The organism is Litoribacter ruber, assembly GCF_018449405.1.
GTDB classification, from domain to species: Bacteria; Bacteroidota; Bacteroidia; order Cytophagales; family Cyclobacteriaceae; genus Litoribacter; species Litoribacter ruber.
The window spans coordinates 6523-27886 of record NZ_JAHCMY010000023.1 but is presented as its reverse complement, the minus strand read 5'-3'; the positions used below and the strand labels follow the sequence as shown (position 1 = coordinate 27886).

Sequence of the window (21364 nt, the reverse complement as noted above, 5' to 3'; positions counted from 1 at the left end):
ATCGGGACTGGTTGTCTCGTCCGCCACGGCGGACTGGGTTGTCATGGTTGTCATGGTTCTACCTAAGGTCAGTCACGTTTGCCTGTTGAGAGTTTCTTTAACGGGAACATGCACGTGAGTCTTTTCAAGGCTACGCCTTGAAAAGGATTTTCAGCAGGGGTTGAAGGTTGCTTACGTAGGTCCGTCGTAAGTTACTGCCGAACATGTTGTCGTTAAGCGGCTTTCGGTAGGTAACGTGGCTGGCCTGACTCGGAACTATGACAACCACGACAACAGCCCCGGGGAGCCGCAGTTTACCTCCCGAGGGAGGGCGACCCACGGGGCGGACAACTATGACAACCACGTTGTACTTACGGGGGTGTCGGATGTCGGGTGTAGGGTCCGCGCCCGGCAGGAGGTAACTTACGGCAATTACCTGTGGCAGTGCGAAGTCGGAGACATTCGCACAACGGTGTCTACGTTACGACATCCCCCCTGCCCCCTTCTAAGGGGGAGTTGGCTTCGTGACTCCCGATTCGCCTCCCCCGGGAGGTAAACTAAAAGGTATAAATTAGTTGCATTATGGCAAATTTTATTTATGTTTGCCTAGCCCAATTTGAAAGCGTAAAAACTTAATAAATCCGGTAAATATAAATTATTAAATCACATATTCCCCTCTTTTGTGTAAGTCCCTAGGGCTTATGATTTCTGATTTATATTTACCATGTTTTCCGCTTACACCATAAAATTTAGAGGGACTCCCCGGCTGCTGCTTTGGTTGCTCTTATTTTTTTGTCCCATAGGCTATTCTCTTTCCCAAACCATTCATTATGTTGACCTTGCCGCCAATGGGGCAGGTGATGGCTTATCCTGGAAGGATGCCTATACCGATTTGGCTTTCGCGTTGGAAAATGCCAATAGTGGAGATGAGGTGTGGGTGGCCAAAGGGGTGTATAGCCCCGGCGTTCTTACGGGATCGACCTTTTCCTTAAAAAGCGGTGTCAAATTACTAGGGGGCTTCTCGGGAACCGAAAGTTCCATACAAGAGAGAGTTCACAATGGGAACAACTTGTATTCGGCAAATGAAACCATCCTCACCGGTTCCCAAATCAATCTACATGTTATTTCAATCGCGCCAAGCGCTACCGCAGAGACTTTAATAGATGGTTTTACCATTCGTGAGGGATCGGCAGGCATGGCTACTACCGCCAACGCCAATAATTATGGGGGTGGTATCTACCATGTATCCGGCTCTGCCAGGCTGCAAAACCTAAAGGTGGAAAACAACAGGGGTGGAAGAGGCGGAGGAATGTATGCGGCAGGCACCCCCACCCTTGAAAACATTCTGTTCTCGCAAAATGAGGCCAATCTTGGAGGTGGTTTGCATGTGGTAGGTGCTGCTAGGATTTCCAACCTTACTTTTTCAAAAAACAAGGCCTTGAATCAGGGTGGAGGGCTTTATAATACCAGCAGTCCTACACTGGAAAACTTAACCTTCATTGAAAACGAATCCCAAAACGCCGGGGGTGGTTTTTATAATACGGGGACGATTACCCTCTATAATTCTGTTTTCAGCCGCAACAGGGTGCTGGGGAATTTGACTGGGGGAGGGATGTTTGCCACGGGTACGGCTAATCTCGTCAATGTTACCTTTAGCCAGAATACCACGGCCTATGCCCATGCCAGCAACCCGGGAGGTGGGGGTTTGTCGGGTAATTCCAATACAAGGGTAAGCAATTCCATTTTTTGGGGAAACTCCAGCGCTAATGCCTTGGGTAATCAGCTTGCCGGGGATGTGGCTGTGGAGAGGTCCATCGTGCAAGGAGGATTTGAAGGAGGGGAGGGGATCATTACGGTGGACCCCTTATTCCTGCAGCCTTCTGCTGATGACTTGCGAACCGCCGGAAACTCCATAGCCATTGATGCGGGGATCAATAACCGTAACACTACTATTTCCGATTTGGCAGGGAATCCAAGAATTATCAATGGGACCATAGACCTTGGGGCCTACGAGGCAACTGCTTTTACCGGACTGGTCATCAATAATCACACCTTGCCAAAGGTAACCCGAAAGCAATCCTATAAATCAACCTTAACTGCCACGGGGGGCAATGGTGCATATACCTGGTCGGTGGCGGGGAATGGCCTACCGCATGGTCTTCATCTGAATGCCGCTACAGGGGAAATTGAAGGTGTCACCCTTGCCAAATCGGGTACCTATCCGGTAGTCATAGAAGTGACTGATGGGGAGTTGGTGGGGTCAAAAAAATATTTTATCAACGTGGGAGCCTCCCCCGTTCGGATGTATGTAAATGCCGCTGCGACTTCTGGAGCCAATACTGGCAGTAGTTGGGCTGACGGTTTTGTGAAGTTGCAAGCGGCATTAAACTCTGCGGAAGATGGAGATGAAATATGGGTGGCTGGTGGAGTTTATTCTCCGGGAAACTTACCTGCGGATGCATTTAGATTGGTTTCGGGGGTACAAGTATTTGGTGGATTTGCCGGAACTGAGTCCCATATTCATCAGCGGCTTACCGATGAAGGGAATTTTATGACTGCCCATCCATCCATATTGGAAGGCGGGGGGATCAACTATCATGTAATATCCAACGAGATCCCACTTTCCAATACTACTATATTGGATGGTTTTACGATAAGAGGAGGGAAAGCTGCAGCTCCCGAGCCGGATGGTGGGGGAATTTACAATGGTGTAATTACTGTGGGAGCCGTCTTTCGGAACTTGATTATCCAAGACAACCAGGCCATTGGAATGGGAGGGGGGATATTCAACACCGGGGTGTCAACCTTTGATAACATACTCCTAAAAAACAACCTTGCCGGCACAAATGGCGGTGGGATATATACCAACCGGGCCGGGGCGCAGTACAACTTTATCCAGATACTGGGAAATAAAGCCAATAATGGTGGAGGGGTATTCAATACTGCCAACATCAATTTTTTCAATGGTCGGATTGAGGACAATGAATCCACATTGGCTGGGGGAGGTTTGCATAATTCCGGGGCTGCCACATTTGTGGATTTGACCGTGAAGGGCAACCAGGCTGGGAGTACAGGTGGGGGGATCCACAATACTTCATCTGCTACTTTCAATCAATTGAATCTAACCCAAAACACTTCCGGTCAACATGGTGGAGGAATGTATAATTCAGGATCCACTGCTACCTCTAATGCGGTTTTCAGTGGCAATGTGGTTCTAAGCACTGGAAACCATTATGGAGGGGGACTTTACAATACATCCAGCAATCACACGCTTAGGAATGTAACCTTTAGCAACAACAGAATTTCAAGATCCAGCGCTGGTGGAGGTGGATTATATAGAAATGGAGGAACCGTAAATGTTTCCAATAGTATTTTTTGGGGGAATAGTAGAGGAGGCGGCGTGGCAGATCAGATTTCCGGTACTACTACCGTCACCTATAGCATAGTTGAAGGCGGCTATGCGGGAACAGGCAACTTATCTGTAAACCCAATATTTGTAGATGCCCAAGGCCATGACCTCAGGTTGCAGGCGGGTTCTCCGGGAATCAATTCCGGTTTGAATTCCAATGTCAGTACCCCATTGGATTTGGATGGCAAGACTCGGATAAAGGATAATGTGGTGGATATGGGGGCCTATGAATTTGGGGAGGCTTCGATGGCTATAGCTCCAGCCACTTTGAGGGGTGCTACAAGGGGCTCCACATTTAGCTATCAATTTGCCACTGTTGGAGGTGAAGCAGGTCTTGCCTGGTCATTGGCCTCGGGTTCGCTGCCCATGGGACTGGGATTATCTGAGCAGGGGCTGCTCCAGGGAATTCCCATTGGGCCTGTGGCGGCCTATACCTTTGAACTGGAGGTAACTGATGGGACTTCGATAGGAAGAAGAACTTTTACCCTAAGTACCCAAGCAGGAAAGGCCCGGATTTATGTAAAGGAAAAGGCCAGTGGTAGACAAACTGGGGGGAGTTGGGCTGATGGATTGACATCCTTAAGCCAAGCCATTGAACAGGCGCTTGTTGGAGATGAAGTATGGGTTGGGCAGGGAAGGTATAGTCCTGGGACAGGCACGGCCGATGCCTTCAGGTTGAAAGACGGAGTGAAAATATATGGGGGATTTGCCGGGACCGAGGCCGAACTGCATGAGCGAGTAGCGGATAGCGAAGGTTTGTATTGCGTACATGAATCCATTCTGGATGGAGGCGGGAATAATTACCATGTGGTATTCAATGATGAAAACGTAGGTAATCAGACGGAGTTAAATGGTTTTACGGTTACTGGTGGTAAGACGATGGCAGGGACTACCAGTAACAATAATTTTTATGGAGGCGGGATATTCAATTCCACAGGATCAGCAGTATTTAGCCATCTCTGGATAAAGGGAAACATAGCCGCTCGAGGAGGTGGGATGTACAATACGGGGAATATAACCTTACGCTATGTTGTGTTTCAGGAAAACTCAACCACTAATACACATGGAGGAGGATTGTGGAATACGGGAAATGCTACACTTCAGTCGGTAAGATTCCTCAACAATATTTCGGGGACCTTTGCAGGTGGGATGTTAACCTCAGCAGCCACCGTTTTGAAGGATGTGACTTTTTCCGGGAACCAGTCCGGTACATATGGTGGAGGATTAGTCGCAACTGGAGCCGTAGACCTTCAGGATGTCATGTTTATCCAAAACCTAGCGGGAACCACCGGTGGGGGAATGGATAATAGGGGTGCGGGTACTGTTTTGGACCGCGTGGCTTTTATTGACAATAGGGGAGGCCAACATGGGGGAGGTTTATTTAACAACTCTGTTATCCAACTGGAGAATGTAGTATTCAGTAGAAATGAGGTGACCTCTACAGCTGCCCATTATGGTGGGGGGATGTATAATAGTGGTACGGCTAATCTGACCAACACCACCTTTAGCAACAACCGCGTAGCCAGAAATGGTGTGGGCAGTGGTGGTGGCTACTACAGCACGAATAATAACGCGGCGGTTTTCAACAGTATATTTTGGGGAAATACCAGTGGGGGAAGTGTGGTGGACCAAATTAATGAGGGGCTGGAAGTAGGCCATTCGATAGTAGAAGGTGGTTATCAGGGTGTTCGGATTTTAATTGCTGATCCGGTATTTGAAAACGCAGTAAATGATGATTTTCGATTAAAGGCAGGTTCATTGGCCATTGATGCAGGAGATAACAGAATGGTAAGCACAGACCTGGATTTTTTGGGCAACCGGCGTATTGTTGGTACTGTGGTAGATATGGGGGCCTATGAAAATCCGGGAGGAGGCAATTCGCTTGTAGTAGGGCCTGAAAAACTCCATCAGCAACAAAGGGGACAGGCTGTAAGCCTATTTTTTGATACAAATGGAAGTGAGAATAATTTCACTTTTGAGGTAAGTTCGGGAGAATTGCCTCTGGGATTGACATTTGATGGGGAAAGGGGCCTGCTGTCAGGGACACCTACTGTGGCGGGGACCTATACCATTGTCATATCTGCTACAGATGGCGAGTTAATTGGCAGCAGGCAATATACTTGGGAAGTTACTGCTGGACCTAGCCGTTTTTATGTAGACCATCTGGCAACTGGAAATGGATTGGGAATATCTTGGGAAAACGCCTTGACAGACTTGCAGGAGGCACTAGCCCAGGCTTTGGAGGGAGATGAGATCTGGGTAGCGAAGGGTACTTATAGCCCGGGTTCAGGTACAGGGGATTCATTTGTTCTCAAGGAGGGGGTAAAATTATTTGGTGGATTTGCGGGGACAGAAAATGAGCTTAGCGAACGAGCTGTTGCAGAAAACGGGCTGTTTTCGGTTAACGAGACAATTCTAGATGGTAAGGAGGTCAACTATCACGTCATATTTAATAATAGTGTCTTAAGTAGTAATACGGAAGTTAACGGCTTTACAATTTCCGGAGGAAAAACCCTCTCGGGAAGTACGGGAGTGGATTACTATGGTGGCGGGATTTATAATACTGTAGGTGGCCCCACTTTCAGTCATTTATGGATCAAGAACAATGAGGCAGCACGTGGAGGAGGTATGTACAATTCAGGTCCTTCGTCCATAATTCAAGTTGTATTTGAACGGAATAAATCCACTAGCTCCTATGCAGGGGGCTTATGGAATACTGGGCCTGCCCAATTGTGGCAAGTTGTTTTTCTTCAAAATGAATCTTCTCTTACCGCTGGGGGGATGTATAATGCAGGTGCCGTTTCCTTATGCGAGGTTGAGTTTAGAGAAAACAGCTCCCAATCGAATGGCGGGGGGATGTGGAATAACAACTCTCCAACCATGGACAGGGTGGCCTTCATTAACAATAGTTCCAATGGCCACGGTGGGGGACTGTATTCAACGGGAACAGTAATTATCTCCAACAGTTTTTTCAGCCGAAACAAAGTGACCAATACAGGCGCATTATATGGGGGTGGCATGTGGTTTAACAGCGGGACTGCTACATTGGTCAATGTGACTTTCAGTGAAAATTCGGTAGCCCGCACAGCAGCCGAAAGTGGGGGAGGACTCTATATGTCTGGGGGTACAATGGAGATTACCAACAGTATTTTTTGGGGAAATAAGCGAGGTGCAGGAGAGAAGGACCAGATCCGGGGTGTACCCATTGTTAGTTTTAGTATTGTAGAAGACGGTTTTGATGGGTCAAATAATCTAGTTGCGGATCCCTTATTTGAGGATGCGGCCAGCGATAATTTACAGTTGCGGCTAGGGTCATTGGCCATAGACATGGGCTATAATGAGGTTGTGAACAAGGAATTGGATTACCTAGGCAATCCTCGGATCGTGAATGATATTGTGGACCTTGGGGCTTTTGAGAAGCAGGGGGGAGCCAGTCTGGATATCGGGCCTGAACAACTGCCGAATATGGTGCGTGGGGAACAGATTGATATTCCCCTAGTGGTGGGAGATGGGACAGGCGCTATGGAATGGTCCATCCTTTCCGGAGATCTTCCCACAGGTTTACGGTTGGGCAACAATGGAGCGATTAAAGGCAGGCCAATGGTAGAGGGCAGCTATACCTTTGTGGTGATGGCTACCGATGGTACTCAAATAGGTAGTAGACAATATACTGTTGATATTCAAAATGGTCCGACTCAGTTGCTGGTTTGGGCATCAGCTGAAGGGGATAACTCGGGAAGTGATTGGCAAAATGCCATCACTGATCTTCAATCAGCACTGGGACAGGCTTCTTCTGGGGATGAAATATGGGTGGGTGAAGGTAACTATTCTCCTGGTGCTGGGGTCTTGGATAATTTTGCTTTGAAGGAAGGGGTGAAACTTTACGGTGGGTTTGCCGGAATGGAGGAAAGTCTTGAACAACGTGTAGCAGATGAGGCGGGATTGTTTACTTCCCACCCTTCGGTATTGGATGGAAAAAGTGTCAACCGACATGTGGTGTATAATGATGGTTCATTGAGTAATGCAACGGTTCTGGATGGATTTATCATTACAGGCGGAAAGACCTTAACCCGGAATAATACCACAAGCCTTAGCTTTCACTATTACGGAGGGGGGATATATAATGCTGGAGGGGAAGTTGTCTTCAGCAACCTGCTTATAAAAGAAAATCAGGGGATGTATGGAGGTGGGATTTATAATACCGGCCACATAACCCTAAGTAATGTTCATCTTGTAAATAACCAAGCAACCGGGACTATAGGAAAGGGTGCTGGGTTATTTAATACCGGTAGTATAAATATGTTCAGAGGGGCTGTGGAGGGAAATTCGATGGTCGAGAGCAGCACGGGTCTGCTTGGGGCAGGAATTTATAATTCCGGGCAACTGAATGTAACCGAATCCTATGTACAGCATAATAATGTAGGCATTGGCAATGGTGGGGGGCTCTATAATACGGGGGCCGGTTCGTCCCTAAATATCCAACAAAGCTGGTTTGAACATAACCTGGCTGGCTTGGGTGGAGGCCTGTTTATTAATTCGGGGAACCACCAGGTGGCCGATGTAGTATTTGCACAGAATAAAGCAACAAGCAATGGAGGGGGTGCCTATACCCGAGGGACTACCCTGATGGATAGGGTATCCTTTATAGATAATGAAGGAGGTACCAATGGTGGGGGCTTACACCATAATTCAGGATCCCTAACTATCCAGAATACTGTATTCAGCAGGAACCGGGTAAGTTTAAATACCAGTAGTGGACAAGGCGGGGGGCTGTATCATCATGGAGGTACTTCCCAAGTGGTCAATGTTACGTTCAGTGCCAATCAAACAGCCCTTACCCATGCGAGTACCAATACGGGAGCAGGATTATTTTTCAGGAATTCGGGTTCCATGGAAATCCACAACTCCATCTTCTGGGGTAATCGTCGAGGAGGGGGACAATCGGACCAGTTGGTAGGGAATGTCACTATTACCCACAGTTTGGTGCAAAATGGATTTGGTGAAGACGATACTATATTACAAGCAGATCCGCTATTTGAAGATGCCCTAAATGATAACCTCAGGTTGCGTAACAATTCTCCAGCTATTGATATAGGGGATAACGATAAACAGGTAGGGCAATTGGATAGGGACGGCAATCAGCGTATAGCTAATGGAATTGTTGATTTGGGTGCTTATGAAAACTTAAGTGGGGTAGAGGTAATTGTGATTGAGCCGGAATTGCTGGATAATATTTCCAGGGGCAGTCCGGTCAATTTGAATTTTAACGCTACGGGATTTACTGAAGGAGATGGAGGGGCTGTATGGGAACTCCAACAAGGAGCTTTGCCTACGGGGTTAAGATTAAGTAGGGAAGGGGTGCTTTCGGGCAGACCAACCGTGACGGGTATTTATACTTTTGTGGTTACGGTATCGAGTGGGGAAAGTTTTGGAAGCAGGCAGTATACCGTAGAAGTATTGCCAAGCAGTACCCGATTGATGGTTTGGGCCCAGGCGGGTGGAGACCGGTCAGGAAGTGATTTTGCCAATGGCATCAATGATTTGCAGGAGGCCTTAAACCAGGCTGTCACTGGAGATACCATCTTGGTGGCAAAGGGGGTGTATAGCCCTGGGGACTTGGTAACTTCTACTTTTACACTCAAAGAAAATGTTAAGTTATTTGGAGGCTTTTCGGGAGCAGAAGAGCATTTTGAGGATCGGGAAGAAGAAAATCTGCTTCATAATGAAACGATACTAGATGGTAGCAAGGGTGTGGCCAGCCGTCATGTGGTTACCAATCTGCTTCCCCTGACATCTGCCACAATTTTGGATGGATTCACCATCACAGGTGGACTGGCAAGTGTGGGGACTAATAGTGGGGCTAGTTATAGGGGTGCAGGAATTTATAACGTTGCAGGGGCTCCGGTCTTCAGTAATTTGGTTATCAGAAACAACATAGGTGGACGTGGTGCAGGAATTTGGAATGCTGGGAATGCCACTTTTTCAAAGATCTTATTACAAGATAATACAGCCACCTATGCCGGAGGGTTATGGAGTGAAAACGGATCTCCGGTACTTACCGACATTGTTTTTAAAGATAATACAGGGACAAATTTTGCTGGGGGGATGCACCTTGCCTCCGGTAGCGCTGTATTGGAGCGTGTGGCCTTTGTTGGTAACAAATCTCTCAACCATGGTGGAGGCTTGCGGATGGCCGGAGGTAATCTGCAGCTGGAAAATGTTGTGTTCAGTAGGAACCAGGTCAGTTCCACAAGCTCCAATTATGGAGGGGGAATGTATGTAGGTGCAGGTGTGGCCATGATCAGCAATGCTACTTTCTCCAACAATAGTGTGGCCCGAACGGCCGCAGGAAGTGGAGGCGGTTTGTTTGCAACTGCATCAGGCAACGTAAATGTGGCCAACAGTATTTTTTGGGGGAATGTAAGAGGTGGAAATGCCCCGGATCAATTAAATGAGGGGATTACGGTTAGTTATTCGATTGTTCAGGGAGGTTATGCTACAGGTTCTGAGGTTCTGCAGGGAGACCCAGGGTTTTTGTCCCCTGATCAGGACCTTCTTTCCTTAAGAGGAGGGTCGCCGGCCATTGATGTGGGAGACAACAGCAGGGTGTCCAGCAATGAAGACATTTTGGGCAACCTTAGGATTTTTAATGATGTGGTGGATTTAGGTGCCTATGAGAATCAAGGAAGTGCTTCGCTGAATATCAATATGGACGAGATTGGCCCATTTATGAGAGGGGAGAGGGTCAGTCTACCTTTGACAGCAGATGGGGGGAATGGACAATACAGTTGGTCTTTACAGGTAGGTAACTTGCCTATTGGCGTCGACCTTACGCCTGAGGGTATGTTGACAAGTACTCCCATGGTAGAGGGTACTTATACCTTTGTTTTGGCTGTAACCGATGGTGAAATTTATGGCAGCAAACAATTCACTGTTGAAATAGTCTCGGGAAATGCCATTATCCATGTAGCACAACATGCCACAGGTACCAATAATGGAAGCAAATGGCAGGATGCCCTAGTTAACTTACAAGAGGCTTTTACACAGGCTGTTCCAGGAGATGAGATATGGGTTTCTAAGGGTAGTTATAGCCCCGGTACCACTGCTACTTCCTATTTTACCCTTCTTGAGGGGGTGAAAATTTACGGGGGATTTGCCGGTACGGAGGAAAGCTTGGAAGATCGGGATTTAAGCTTAGTCCATACCGTTAATGAGACCATTTTAGACGGCAGCCAAGGGACGGCCTCCCGCCATGTGGTTTACAATATTGCCCCTTTGACGGAAGAATCCATCCTGGATGGGTTTACGGTGAGCGGGGGAAGGACCCTTACCAATGGGACGGGTGCCAGTTATTATGGTGGAGGGATATATAACACCCAGGGATCTCCTATTTTCCGTAACCTGATAGTTTCCAATAATACCGGGGCGTATGGAGGAGGGATGTTCAACTCGGGCAGTCCGCTTTTGAGTCATGTAATTTTCAAAAATAATATAGCCGCAGGAAGCAATGCTAGGGGAGCTGGTTTATACTCCAATGCACCTATTCAATTGCACCAAGTAACATTTGAAAGTAATGTCATTGCAAGTAGCGGAACTTCTTCGCGTTTTGGTGGGGGGATGTTCACTGCAGCTTATGCCCAATTGGATTCCGTGTATTTTTTAAACAACAAAGTGGAAGGATCCTCCGCACTTGGGGGCGGCTTGTATAGCACTTCCGGAGCAGAAATAAACTTGACTGTAGGGTCATTTAAAGGCAACAGTTCTACCTCAGGAGGAGGCGCCATGTATATTAATAGTGGCTCAGTTGCGCTTACCGATGTGAATTTTACGGCCAATAACAGTTTGACTGCCGGGGCCATATTCCAGAACGGAGGAAATTTATCCGGTAACCGGTTAGCTTTCATCCACAACATAGCGGTACAGCATGGCGGGGCCATTAGGTCAAGGGGGGAAATCAGATTGGACAACAGCATTTTCAGTCGTAACCAGGTGAGCAGTACCGGGGCTTATTATGGTGGTGGAGCCTATGTTGCCGGAGGCACGGCGACCTTCAGCAATGTGACTTTAAGTAACAATTCCATAGGCAGAACAGCTTCTACCCCTGTAGGTGGGGCCATATATCGGGCTTCAGGTGCTGTCAATATTTACAACAGTATATTGTGGGGGAATAAGCGAGGAGGGGGAGCAGAAGACCAACTTGGAGGTACGGCAAGTTTCTTTGATTTGAGCCATTCCGTGATACAAGGTGGATTTGAGACAGGCCATAACCTGATTTTTGGAGATCCTTTGTTTGAGGGTGCTGGAGTGGATGATCTAAGGTTGAGGAATGGCAGTTTGGCCATCGATCAGGGCAATAATGAGTTTCAACTTTTTGACCTTGATTTGGCCGGCAATGAGAGGGTGATAAATGATGTAATAGATATTGGCGCCTATGAAAATGATGGTGGGGAAAAGTTGAATATCTTGCCTGAAAGCATTGAAACTTTGCTCAGGGGCAATTCCCCAGCTATCCAATTCATTACCGAAGGTGAGGATGGGGAAGTGACTTTTGCCCTTGAAGCGGGGGAATTACCGGTAGGCCTAAGCTTGACCCCAGCTGGATTGCTGGAAGGTGTACCCACCATATTGGGCATTTATGAATTTGTAGTTTCGGCCAGGAACGGAGATATGGCGGGAAACCGACAGTTTAGGGTGGAAGTTTTGCCTTCCCCGGCAATTCTTTTTGTGGACGTTGCAGCTACTGGAAATAATGATGGCAATGACTGGACAAATGCATTGAACAGCCTGCAGGAGGCCTTTGACCAAGCCTTTGCCGGAGATGAAATTTGGGTAGCTAAGGGGAATTATAGCCCGGGAACTGCGGCAACCTCATATTTTACCTTGAAAGAGGGTGTAAAGGTTTATGGTGGTTTTGCAGGCACTGAAATTTCACTTGATGATCGGGAAATTGAGCAAATCCACACGGCTAACCAAACCATATTAGATGGGAGCCAAGGGACAGCCTCGAGGCATGTGGTATATAATATTGCAGACTTATCGCAAGAAACTGTATTGGATGGTTTTACTATCCGGGGAGGTAGAACTTTAACGGGTAGTACGGGAGCCAATTACTATGGGGGCGGTATCTATAATAGAGCAGGTTCACCCCTTCTACGAAACTTGCTTATAACGGAAAATACCGGCGCCTATGGTGGAGGCATGTTCAACTCCGGAAACCCTACCTTGGAGCATGTTATTTTCAGGGGCAATACTTCCACCGGAACCAATGCAAGAGGAGCAGGTCTATACTCCAATGGGCAGGTTGAACTTAAGGGGGTGGTTTTTGAAGCCAATACTATTCCGGCAAGTAGTTCCAGGGTTCTGTATGGTGCGGGTATGTTTAACGGGGGTGCTGCGACTCTGGACAGTGTGTTTTTTGTAAATAATACTATTGGAGGCACTGCTGGGCAGGGTGGTGGATTATACAATACCTCTTCTGCAGAATTGATAGTGAAGAAGGGGGAGTATATTGGTAATACAGCAGCTTCAGGAGGAGCCATGTATATTAATTCCGGCAGGGTAGAGCTGTGGGATATATTGGTAAGGGATAATGAGGCCTCTCTGACCGCTGGGGGGATTTTTCAAAACAATGGCTCCCTGCTGATCAACAGGTCAGGCTTTATAAATAATTCCGCCCTTCAACATGGAGGGGCCATCCGAAGCAGGGGAACACTTGAAGTTTCCAATTCCATCTTTAGTCGAAACAGGGTAAACGGCACGGGGAGTTTTTATGGAGGGGCAATTTATGTCGCCTCGGGTGCAGCCACCTTAAGCAATACCAGCTTGAGCCTTAATAAGGTAAGCCGAATAGCTGCTTCTGTTCCAAGTGGTGGAGCTGTGTATAGGGCTGGTGGAAATGTAGCTATCCAAAACAGTATCCTTTGGGGAAATAGCCGGGGAGGTGAGGTGCCAGATCAGGTAGGAGGAGTTATCAACAACATTCAGATTAGTCACAGTATACTGGAAGGCGGTTTTGAAGCCGGAAACTTCATACTTGACATCAACCCCCTCTTTATGGATGCTGCAGGTGATGACTTGCGTATATCGGGCTGTTCTCCCGGAATCGATACTGGTAATAATGGGCAAACGGGAAGCGGCGGCTTCGATTATCTCGGAAATCCCAGAACTGTAAATCACACTGTGGATCTTGGTGCTTATGAATATCAAGAAGATGGTCAGCTTCTCAGCATTACGTCGGATGACCTGCCCGTAGGAAATAGGGGAAGCTACTATGAGTATCAGCTGGCTGTGCAGGATGGTACCGGCCAGGAGAGGTGGCAGGTCTTATCGGGCCATTTACCGGATGGATTGGCTTTGAGTTCTGAAGGCATTATCAGTGGAAATCCAATTGTAAATGGGGTTTTTGAATTTGTAGTGAATGTAGGTAGGGGTGAGCTTTGTGGAAATAAGAGTTTTGCTATTGAAATTATACCTAGCGAGGGTGTGGTGCAGATATTTGTAAGTCAAGCTGCAGAAAATGGACAGAATAATGGCAGTAATTGGGAAAATGCCTATCTGTCACTGCAAAGGGCTCTAGAGGTATCCGTAGCAGGGGATGAAATATGGGTTGCAAAAGGTTCATACAGTCCTGGACTAACTGTTAGGGACTTTTTCCACCTGAAGGAAGGGGTACGGATGTTTGGCGGGTTTGCAGGTACCGAGGCAGACCTCGACCAGCGGGATACCTCCTTACTTCATACGGCCAACCGGACTATACTAGACGGAAGCATGGAAGGTGCCGCGGCATACCATGTATTATATAATGTAGATGCCTTGACTCCCGCTACAATTGTTGATGGTTTTGTGATTAGTGGGGGAAGAGGTGTGACCTCCAATTCTATAAATGGTAAAGGGGTTGGTTTTTATAACAGTAACGGTTCGCCTCTTTTAACAAATCTTGTATTTGAAAACAATACTGGGTTTCAGGGAGCGGGGATGTATACCTTGGGGGCAAATGCCAGACCTGAACTGAGAAGCGTGGTTTTCAAGCAGAATACTTCGAGATCTCACGGAGGGGGGCTTTATATTGCCTCAGGTGTTCCTGTGTTGGAAGATGTGGTGTTTGAGGATAATCTTGCAGAGGGCAGTTCATATGGTGGAGCGCTATATAATGGTGCGAACACTGCCTTTACGTTAAGTCAAGGCAGGTTCTTACAAAATGAAGCGGGCAGAGGAGGGGCAATTTACTTGGCCACCGGAGCACCTGTAATAAAGGATGTGATATTTGAACGGAATCATGCTGGTGTGTATGCCGGGGCCTTGTTTGCCATGGGGAGACCGGTGTTGCAAGAGGTCAAGTTTCTGGGCAATACATCCAATAGGCATGCTGGGGCCCTATGGTCAAGTGGAACAGTAAGCGTTCAAAATGGTCTGTTTGCCCAAAACAAGGTGTTGGAGACCGGAGCTTATTACGGTGGGGCGATTTATAGCAATTCGGGAACCCTAACCTTGGTGAATTCAACTTTAGCGGATAACCGTATTGCCCATGTGAATGCACATGCTACTGCTTATTATGGTGGGGCGGTCTTTCGTAGATCAGGGACGGTCAATATTTTCAACAGTATTATTTGGGGGAATGAAAGAGGCAATGGGGTAGCTGACCAGTTCAATGCAAACATCAGCCAGATAGGCCATACGCTCATTGAGGGAGGATTTGAAAGAGGGACTACGATTGTGAGTTCAGACCCGATGTTTAGGAAAGAATACAAGTATGACTACAGCCTCCAGGCATGCTCACCTGCCATCAACATGGGAGAAAATACATTCTCCAATGGCATTTCAGTCGACTTGGAAGGAAAAGGGAGAGTATATGGAAGTGCGGTAGATTTGGGTGTATATGAAAGTCATCAGGAGCAATTAACCTTAACCCCAGCGGTGTTACCGGATGCTACTAGAGGGGCATTCTTTGAGATCCAGCTTTCTATTGAGGGAGGGGAAGGGAGAAACTTTGAAGTGTTTTATAATCAATTGCCGGATGGGCTGTCATTGAGTCCTGAAGGGAAGTTGGAGGGGCGGACTTTAGCGGTAGGTGAATTTACATTTGGGATCAAAGCTTCCGACGGGGAAATATGTGGAAATAGGCTGTTCACCATGAATGTACTTCCAGGTGAGGGAGGTGCCAGAATCTACGTAAATCAGTCGGCCCCTATATCTGGGCAGAACAATGGAGCAGATTGGCAAAATGCTTATCTGGACTTGCAGTCCGCCCTTCAGGTGGCCATGGCGGGAGACAGTATTTGGGTGGCCAAGGGTACCTACAGCCCGGGAGAAAGGGTTACCTCTTATTTTGTACCAGTGGAAGGCGTAAAAATGTTTGGTGGATTTTCCGGTTTGGAAGACCAATTTGACGAAAGGGATTCAGCCGCAATCCATGGTGTAAATGCCACCATCCTAGATGGTAGCCAAGGATCGGCAAGTCGTCATGTTTTATATAATACAAATGCACTGACTCCGGAAACTATTGTGGATGGGTTTGTGATCAGCGGAGGTAAAACTTCCAATACCAATAGCATCAACGGTAGAGGAGCAGGGTTTTATAATAGTAATGGTTCGCCTGTGCTGAGTAATCTTATTTTCAGGAACAATGAGGGTTACCAAGGTGGTGGGATGTATACTTTGGGAGCACAAGCCAGACCGCTATTGGATAAGGTTAAATTTGAGGGCAACACCTCCAGACAACACGGTGGTGGGCTTCATGTGGCCTCAGGCCAACCGGAGTTGAATGAGGTGGAATTCATCAATAATAGAGTGACGTTGAGCTACAATGGTGGAGGGTTATACAGCAATACTACCCTGCCTATGGCCCTGACCAAGTTATCCTTTATAGATAATGAAGCTAATCGTGGGGGTGGTTTTTACAATGCCAAAGGTTCCCCAGTGATGGAGGAAATTGTTTTTGAAAGGAATCATGCGCGATTAAACGCAGGCGGGATGTATGCTTTAGGAAACCCCTCCTTTAACAGGGCTAAGTTCATTGGCAACACCTCCGTTCGTCATGCTGGAGGATTATGGTCAAGTGGTAATATTGCCATGGAAAATGCAGTCTTCAGTAGAAACCGTGTTACTACAACCGGTAATTTCTTTGGTGGAGGTATTTATCATATCAATGGAACCCTTCAATTACGTCAGGCAACTTTCAGTCAAAACAATATTGCCAGAGCGACCTCCGGAGGAGGAGGGGCTATATATAGGGCCGGTGGGAATGTCCAAATTTTTAACAGTATTCTTTGGAACAATACCCATGGTAATGGGCTAGCTGATCAGGTCGGTGGTACTGCTGCAAATATTAAGATTGCCCACAGTATAGTAGAGAATGGTTACCCTACAGGAACTAATATTTTGGATTTGGACCCAGAATTTGTAGACCCTACCCAAGATGACTTGAGTCTGTCAGCCTGTTCCCCGGCCATTAATATGGGGGATAACTCTCAGGTGAAGTTCAGCAAGGATCTGGATGGTATGGACAGGATCATGCATCAGTTAGTTGATTTGGGTGCATATGAATTCCAGGGTACTTTCCTTGATACAGAACCTTTGGTGTTGCCTGAAGGAACCCAATGGGAAGCCTATACTTTTCAATTGGAGCTGGGAAAAGCAGACGTAAATACTTTTAGCCTTGGGTTTGGCTTGCTGCCTGACGGGCTAGTTTTATCAGAAGACGGTATGCTGAGCGGGGAGCCCACAGTGTATGGGGAATTCGAATTTAATGTTAATATCAAAGGGTCGGATATATGTGGGCTGCTCCATGTGAAGCTAAGCATCAAGCCGGAAGACCCCTATATTGTGGAAGTTTTGAATCCTTTTCCTGAGCCGATCAGCCGGTATTTGGGGACTGCTTTTGAAGATTTGGATCTTCCGGATTCTGTAGAAGTAATCTTAAGCGACAAGAGCAGAACCTATTTTCCAGTAGACTGGCAAGCAGGCTCTTACAATCCTAATGAAATAGGTCTTTATAAATTAATAGGTATTATAAATGCCTCTGAGCAAGTAAACCGGGACAATTTATTTCCTGAAATCAAAGTAGCCGTAGTAGAGCCACTGATTCCTTATATAGCGGCTGTTGCCGAATTGGCACCAATATCCATATTGTCGGGCACAACCTTCGATGAACTGGCCGGCTACCTTCCTCAGCGGGTTGGTGTGACCATAAAAATTGATACCGATGAAGCAGAGACTATAATTTTTGAGGATGAGCTGGAAGTGGTATGGAAACCGGGCAACTATTTACCTCAATTTGGGACTTACAGGATTTTTGGGGAATTCATTCTAGATAGCCATCTGACAGCATTCGAATTTCCCTTGACCAATCCGGCTGAATTTGAGGCCATGCTGGATATATATGCCCAAAGGAATATCGTGAAATCCGAAGTCTTGGCAGATGTTATAGTGGATTTGCACACTCCATCATCTGGGCTGGAGTTACGCCAACCTGTTCGGGTGACCTATCATGACGGCAGTACGGGTTTATTGGAAGTACTTTGGGATTTAAATGATTTTGATGGAAGCTTGGGAGGCGACTTTGAAATTTGGGGTGATTTTGTATTAAGTCCTTTGATTTCCAATTCTGAAGCTATACAAGCTTTCACCCGTGTAATTATCCAAAAGGAAATCATCAGTGTGGACCCAGATCCTGCTGCAGAAATCCAGGTACCATTTGGGACTTCTTTTGATGATATTATGGATTTGCCTGAAGAAGTCATGGTCCACTTCAATGATGGTTCTTCTGAAATGCTGGCCGTAAACTGGCTGGCAGGAGATTATGATGAATTGATCTCAGGTGAATACTTGGTACTAGGGGAATTGCTTCATGGAGATCTAATTGTCCCAACGGAGGAAATATTTGCCAAAGCCATCATTACGCTGCTACCGGAGCCCAAAAACATCATTGAAATTTTCCCCTTGGATTCTATTTATGTGCATTATGGAACTGCCTTATCAGCAATAGATCAACTTGAAGAACCAGTATTGGTGAAGTATGATGATCAAAGCACCGGTAGTTTGCCCGTTTTGTGGGAAACTTCAGCGTATGATCCTTATCAGGTGGGGTCAGTGGAGGTTTTTGGAGAGTTGCTACTTCCAGATGATATGACCATTGTAAATGAGCTGGGCTTGGAACCTTCCTTTATATTGACTGTAAGGCTCAAGCAAATAACTGCTTTTGCACCACCGGATACAGTAAAAGTTGATTTTGGAACTGATTTATTGGATCTAGAGCTGCCAGAAGTCTTACTGGTGACCTACATTGACGGTAGTCATGGAGAAGAAGCTATTGAATGGGAGAGCCAAACTTATGATGGGCAGCAGGAGGGGATTTATCCATTTGCCGGAAACTGGATTTTAGAAGATGAGACAGGTGTGGATGAGGAGCTGGAGAGCCCAATGCTATGGGTATCTGTAGGGTCCAAACCACTTGAGGTAGTGGCTGCAGATTCCAGTTTTGTAGCGGTGGATATCTTTACATCATTTGAAGCTGCTAAAGAAGTATTCCCAACTGAAGTAGTAGTTGAATTGGACAATGGGTCTACCGATCAGCTAGAGGTAATCTGGCAAGAAGGGGGATTCCAGTCTGAGGAGCCAGGCTTACAGTATGTGTATGGTGAATTAATTTTGAATGAAGGTGTGGTGAATCCTGCAGATGTGCTGGCGGTGATGGTAGTGGAAATCGGAAAGCATAAGGTTGTTGATTTGGAATCTTTGGAGGCTTTGGAGGTACCATTTGGGGAAGCATTTGAGGACCTGCCCTTGCCTACTTATATCAATGCTTTATTAACTAGTGGAGAGAATGTGTCTCTCGAAGTAATTTGGGTTCATGGGGATTACAATGGTCAGCAGGCTGGTCATTATATATTGACCGGACAGCTATTGTTGCTCGAGGAAATAGAAAACCCTTTAGGACTTGAAGCGACTATTGAGATAATTGTTTTGGATAGGATTTTTGAGATTATATCCGTGCAGGAGTTTGAAATTTTGCAGGTTCCTATTCAGACTTCTATGGAAGAAATTGCAGGGCTTCCGCATATGGTAACTGTCCTTTTGGATAATGGAAGTGAGCGGGAGTTGCCTGTCACGCAGTGGATAAGTGATAGCTTTGAGCCAAATTTACCTGGAATTTATCGGGCGTATGGAACGCTTGAATTATCCATTGATATAGTGAATCCAAATGACATTTATCCGGTGCTAGATATTCAGGTACTGGAGCTTTATTTGACGGAGTTGCGGGCTTTGGATACGTTGTATATTCCCTATGGTACTGCTTGGGAAGACATAACTTTTCCTCTGGAATTGACGGGGGTTTATAATGACTCGAGTACCGGTGAAGTATCAGTGGAATGGCTGCCTAATGAGGAATTTGACAGCCAGATTCCAGGAGAATATATCTTTTTGGGAGAATTGATGGTGAGTGGCGAAAATGAAAATCCGAATAATCTACAAGCCGAAATCATTGTAATCGTTGAAGATGAGCCTTTAAAAATCATTGCTATCCAAGACCTACCATTACTGCAGGTTCCTTTTGGTACCCCTCAAGCCAGCGTATTGGACACCTTGCCAAACCAAGTATTGGTCTATTTGAGCAATGATACAGAAACCTATGTGGATGTAATTTGGGAGGCAGTTTTTTATGATGGGGAGTCAATCGGGCAATATACTTTTATGGGCTCATTAGAATTTGGTGAAGGATTAAATTATAAAAACCCTGATGAATTGGAAGCCTTGCAATTAGTTGAGGTGAATGCCATCAGAGTAGAAAAAGTGGGGGAGTTGTTGCCATTGATAAGGCCTGCCGGAAAGCCCCTTTCAGACTTGGATTTGCCTGAGACGGTAGAGGTGGAGCTGTCGGATGGACAATCCGCCGACCTTGATGTTTTTTGGAATTCTGAAAACTATGACTCGCTGTTCCACGGTCTACAACCGTTGGTTGGGGAATTGTTGCTTTCAGAAAACCTGTCCAATCCTGATGATTTAAAGGCGCAAGTTGACCTGATTTTATGGAAGGATATGGTGCAGGTAGCCTATATGGATACCCTTCATGCTTATCATGGAAGCGCTTTTGGCGAGTTAATGCTGCCGGAGAGTATATTGGTGGATTTTACAGATGGGTCTAGCATGCAGCTTTTTATCAACTGGGAGGAAGCAAAAGATGTCTTGGAAAGCGCTGGGCCGGGTTTGGTATTGCTTCAGGGTATTTTGGAGCTCGGTGATGAGCAGCTCTTCAACTCAAATGACCTGACTGCCGATGTTTGGGTGGAGTTGATAAATTCATTGGTAGAGGTGAGTTTTGATACTGATGGAGGAAGCTCCATCCCATCCCAGCTGGTTAATCTAAAAGCCCTTGCCAACCGTCCACCTGATCCCATAAAGGAAGGATTAGCTTTTGAAGGATGGTATGAAGATCCTGAAAGAACGGTTTATTTTGATTTTTCACTCCCTATTGAAAAGGGTATGACCCTTTATGGCCAATGGATGTTGCCACCTCTTCCCTCAGATGGTTCTTTGAGCATGCAAACTATAGCAAGCTATATGGTCCTAATAGGAGAATTGGCTCCTGATATTTTGGAGGAGTCCTTTAGTTTGGCCCATTTGAATGCCTTTAGCCACCTTTCCAAGCAGGCTCCATTCCGAATCAGTGACTGGTATGGATACCGTGAGCTACAGGTGCCAAAAGTCAAAACTATGCTGATAACCCATAATCAGCATGAAGTAATGATCAGAGGAACCATACTAGATACTGGAGGTGGTGCCATTACTGAGGCAGGCGTCTGCTGGAGTAAAGATCCATTGCCAAGTATGTCGAATGTTAAAATTGTAGGATCCGAAAGTTCTGAATTTGAGGTTGAGCTTCCAGCCTTGGAGGCCGGCACTACCTATTATATTAGGACATATGCTCAGAGTGAAATGGGAATAGGTTACGGCAATACAATAATCCTTAAAATTGAATAG

General features: G+C 46.4%; 1 protein-coding gene. It reads left to right on the top strand.

What is annotated here, in order from left to right; all coding sequences use genetic code 11:
• Positions 1-703: 703 nt before the first annotated feature.
• Positions 704-21364, top strand: a complete 20661-nt coding sequence (locus KI659_RS17900; RefSeq protein WP_213946759.1) for a choice-of-anchor Q domain-containing protein — start codon at positions 704-706, stop codon at positions 21362-21364.

Bases quoted from the DNA above. Each gene is read 5' to 3' on its own strand.
- KI659_RS17900 (WP_213946759.1), top strand. From the start codon at position 704: ATGTTTTCCGCTTACACCATAAAATTTAGAGGGACTCCCCGGCTGCTG.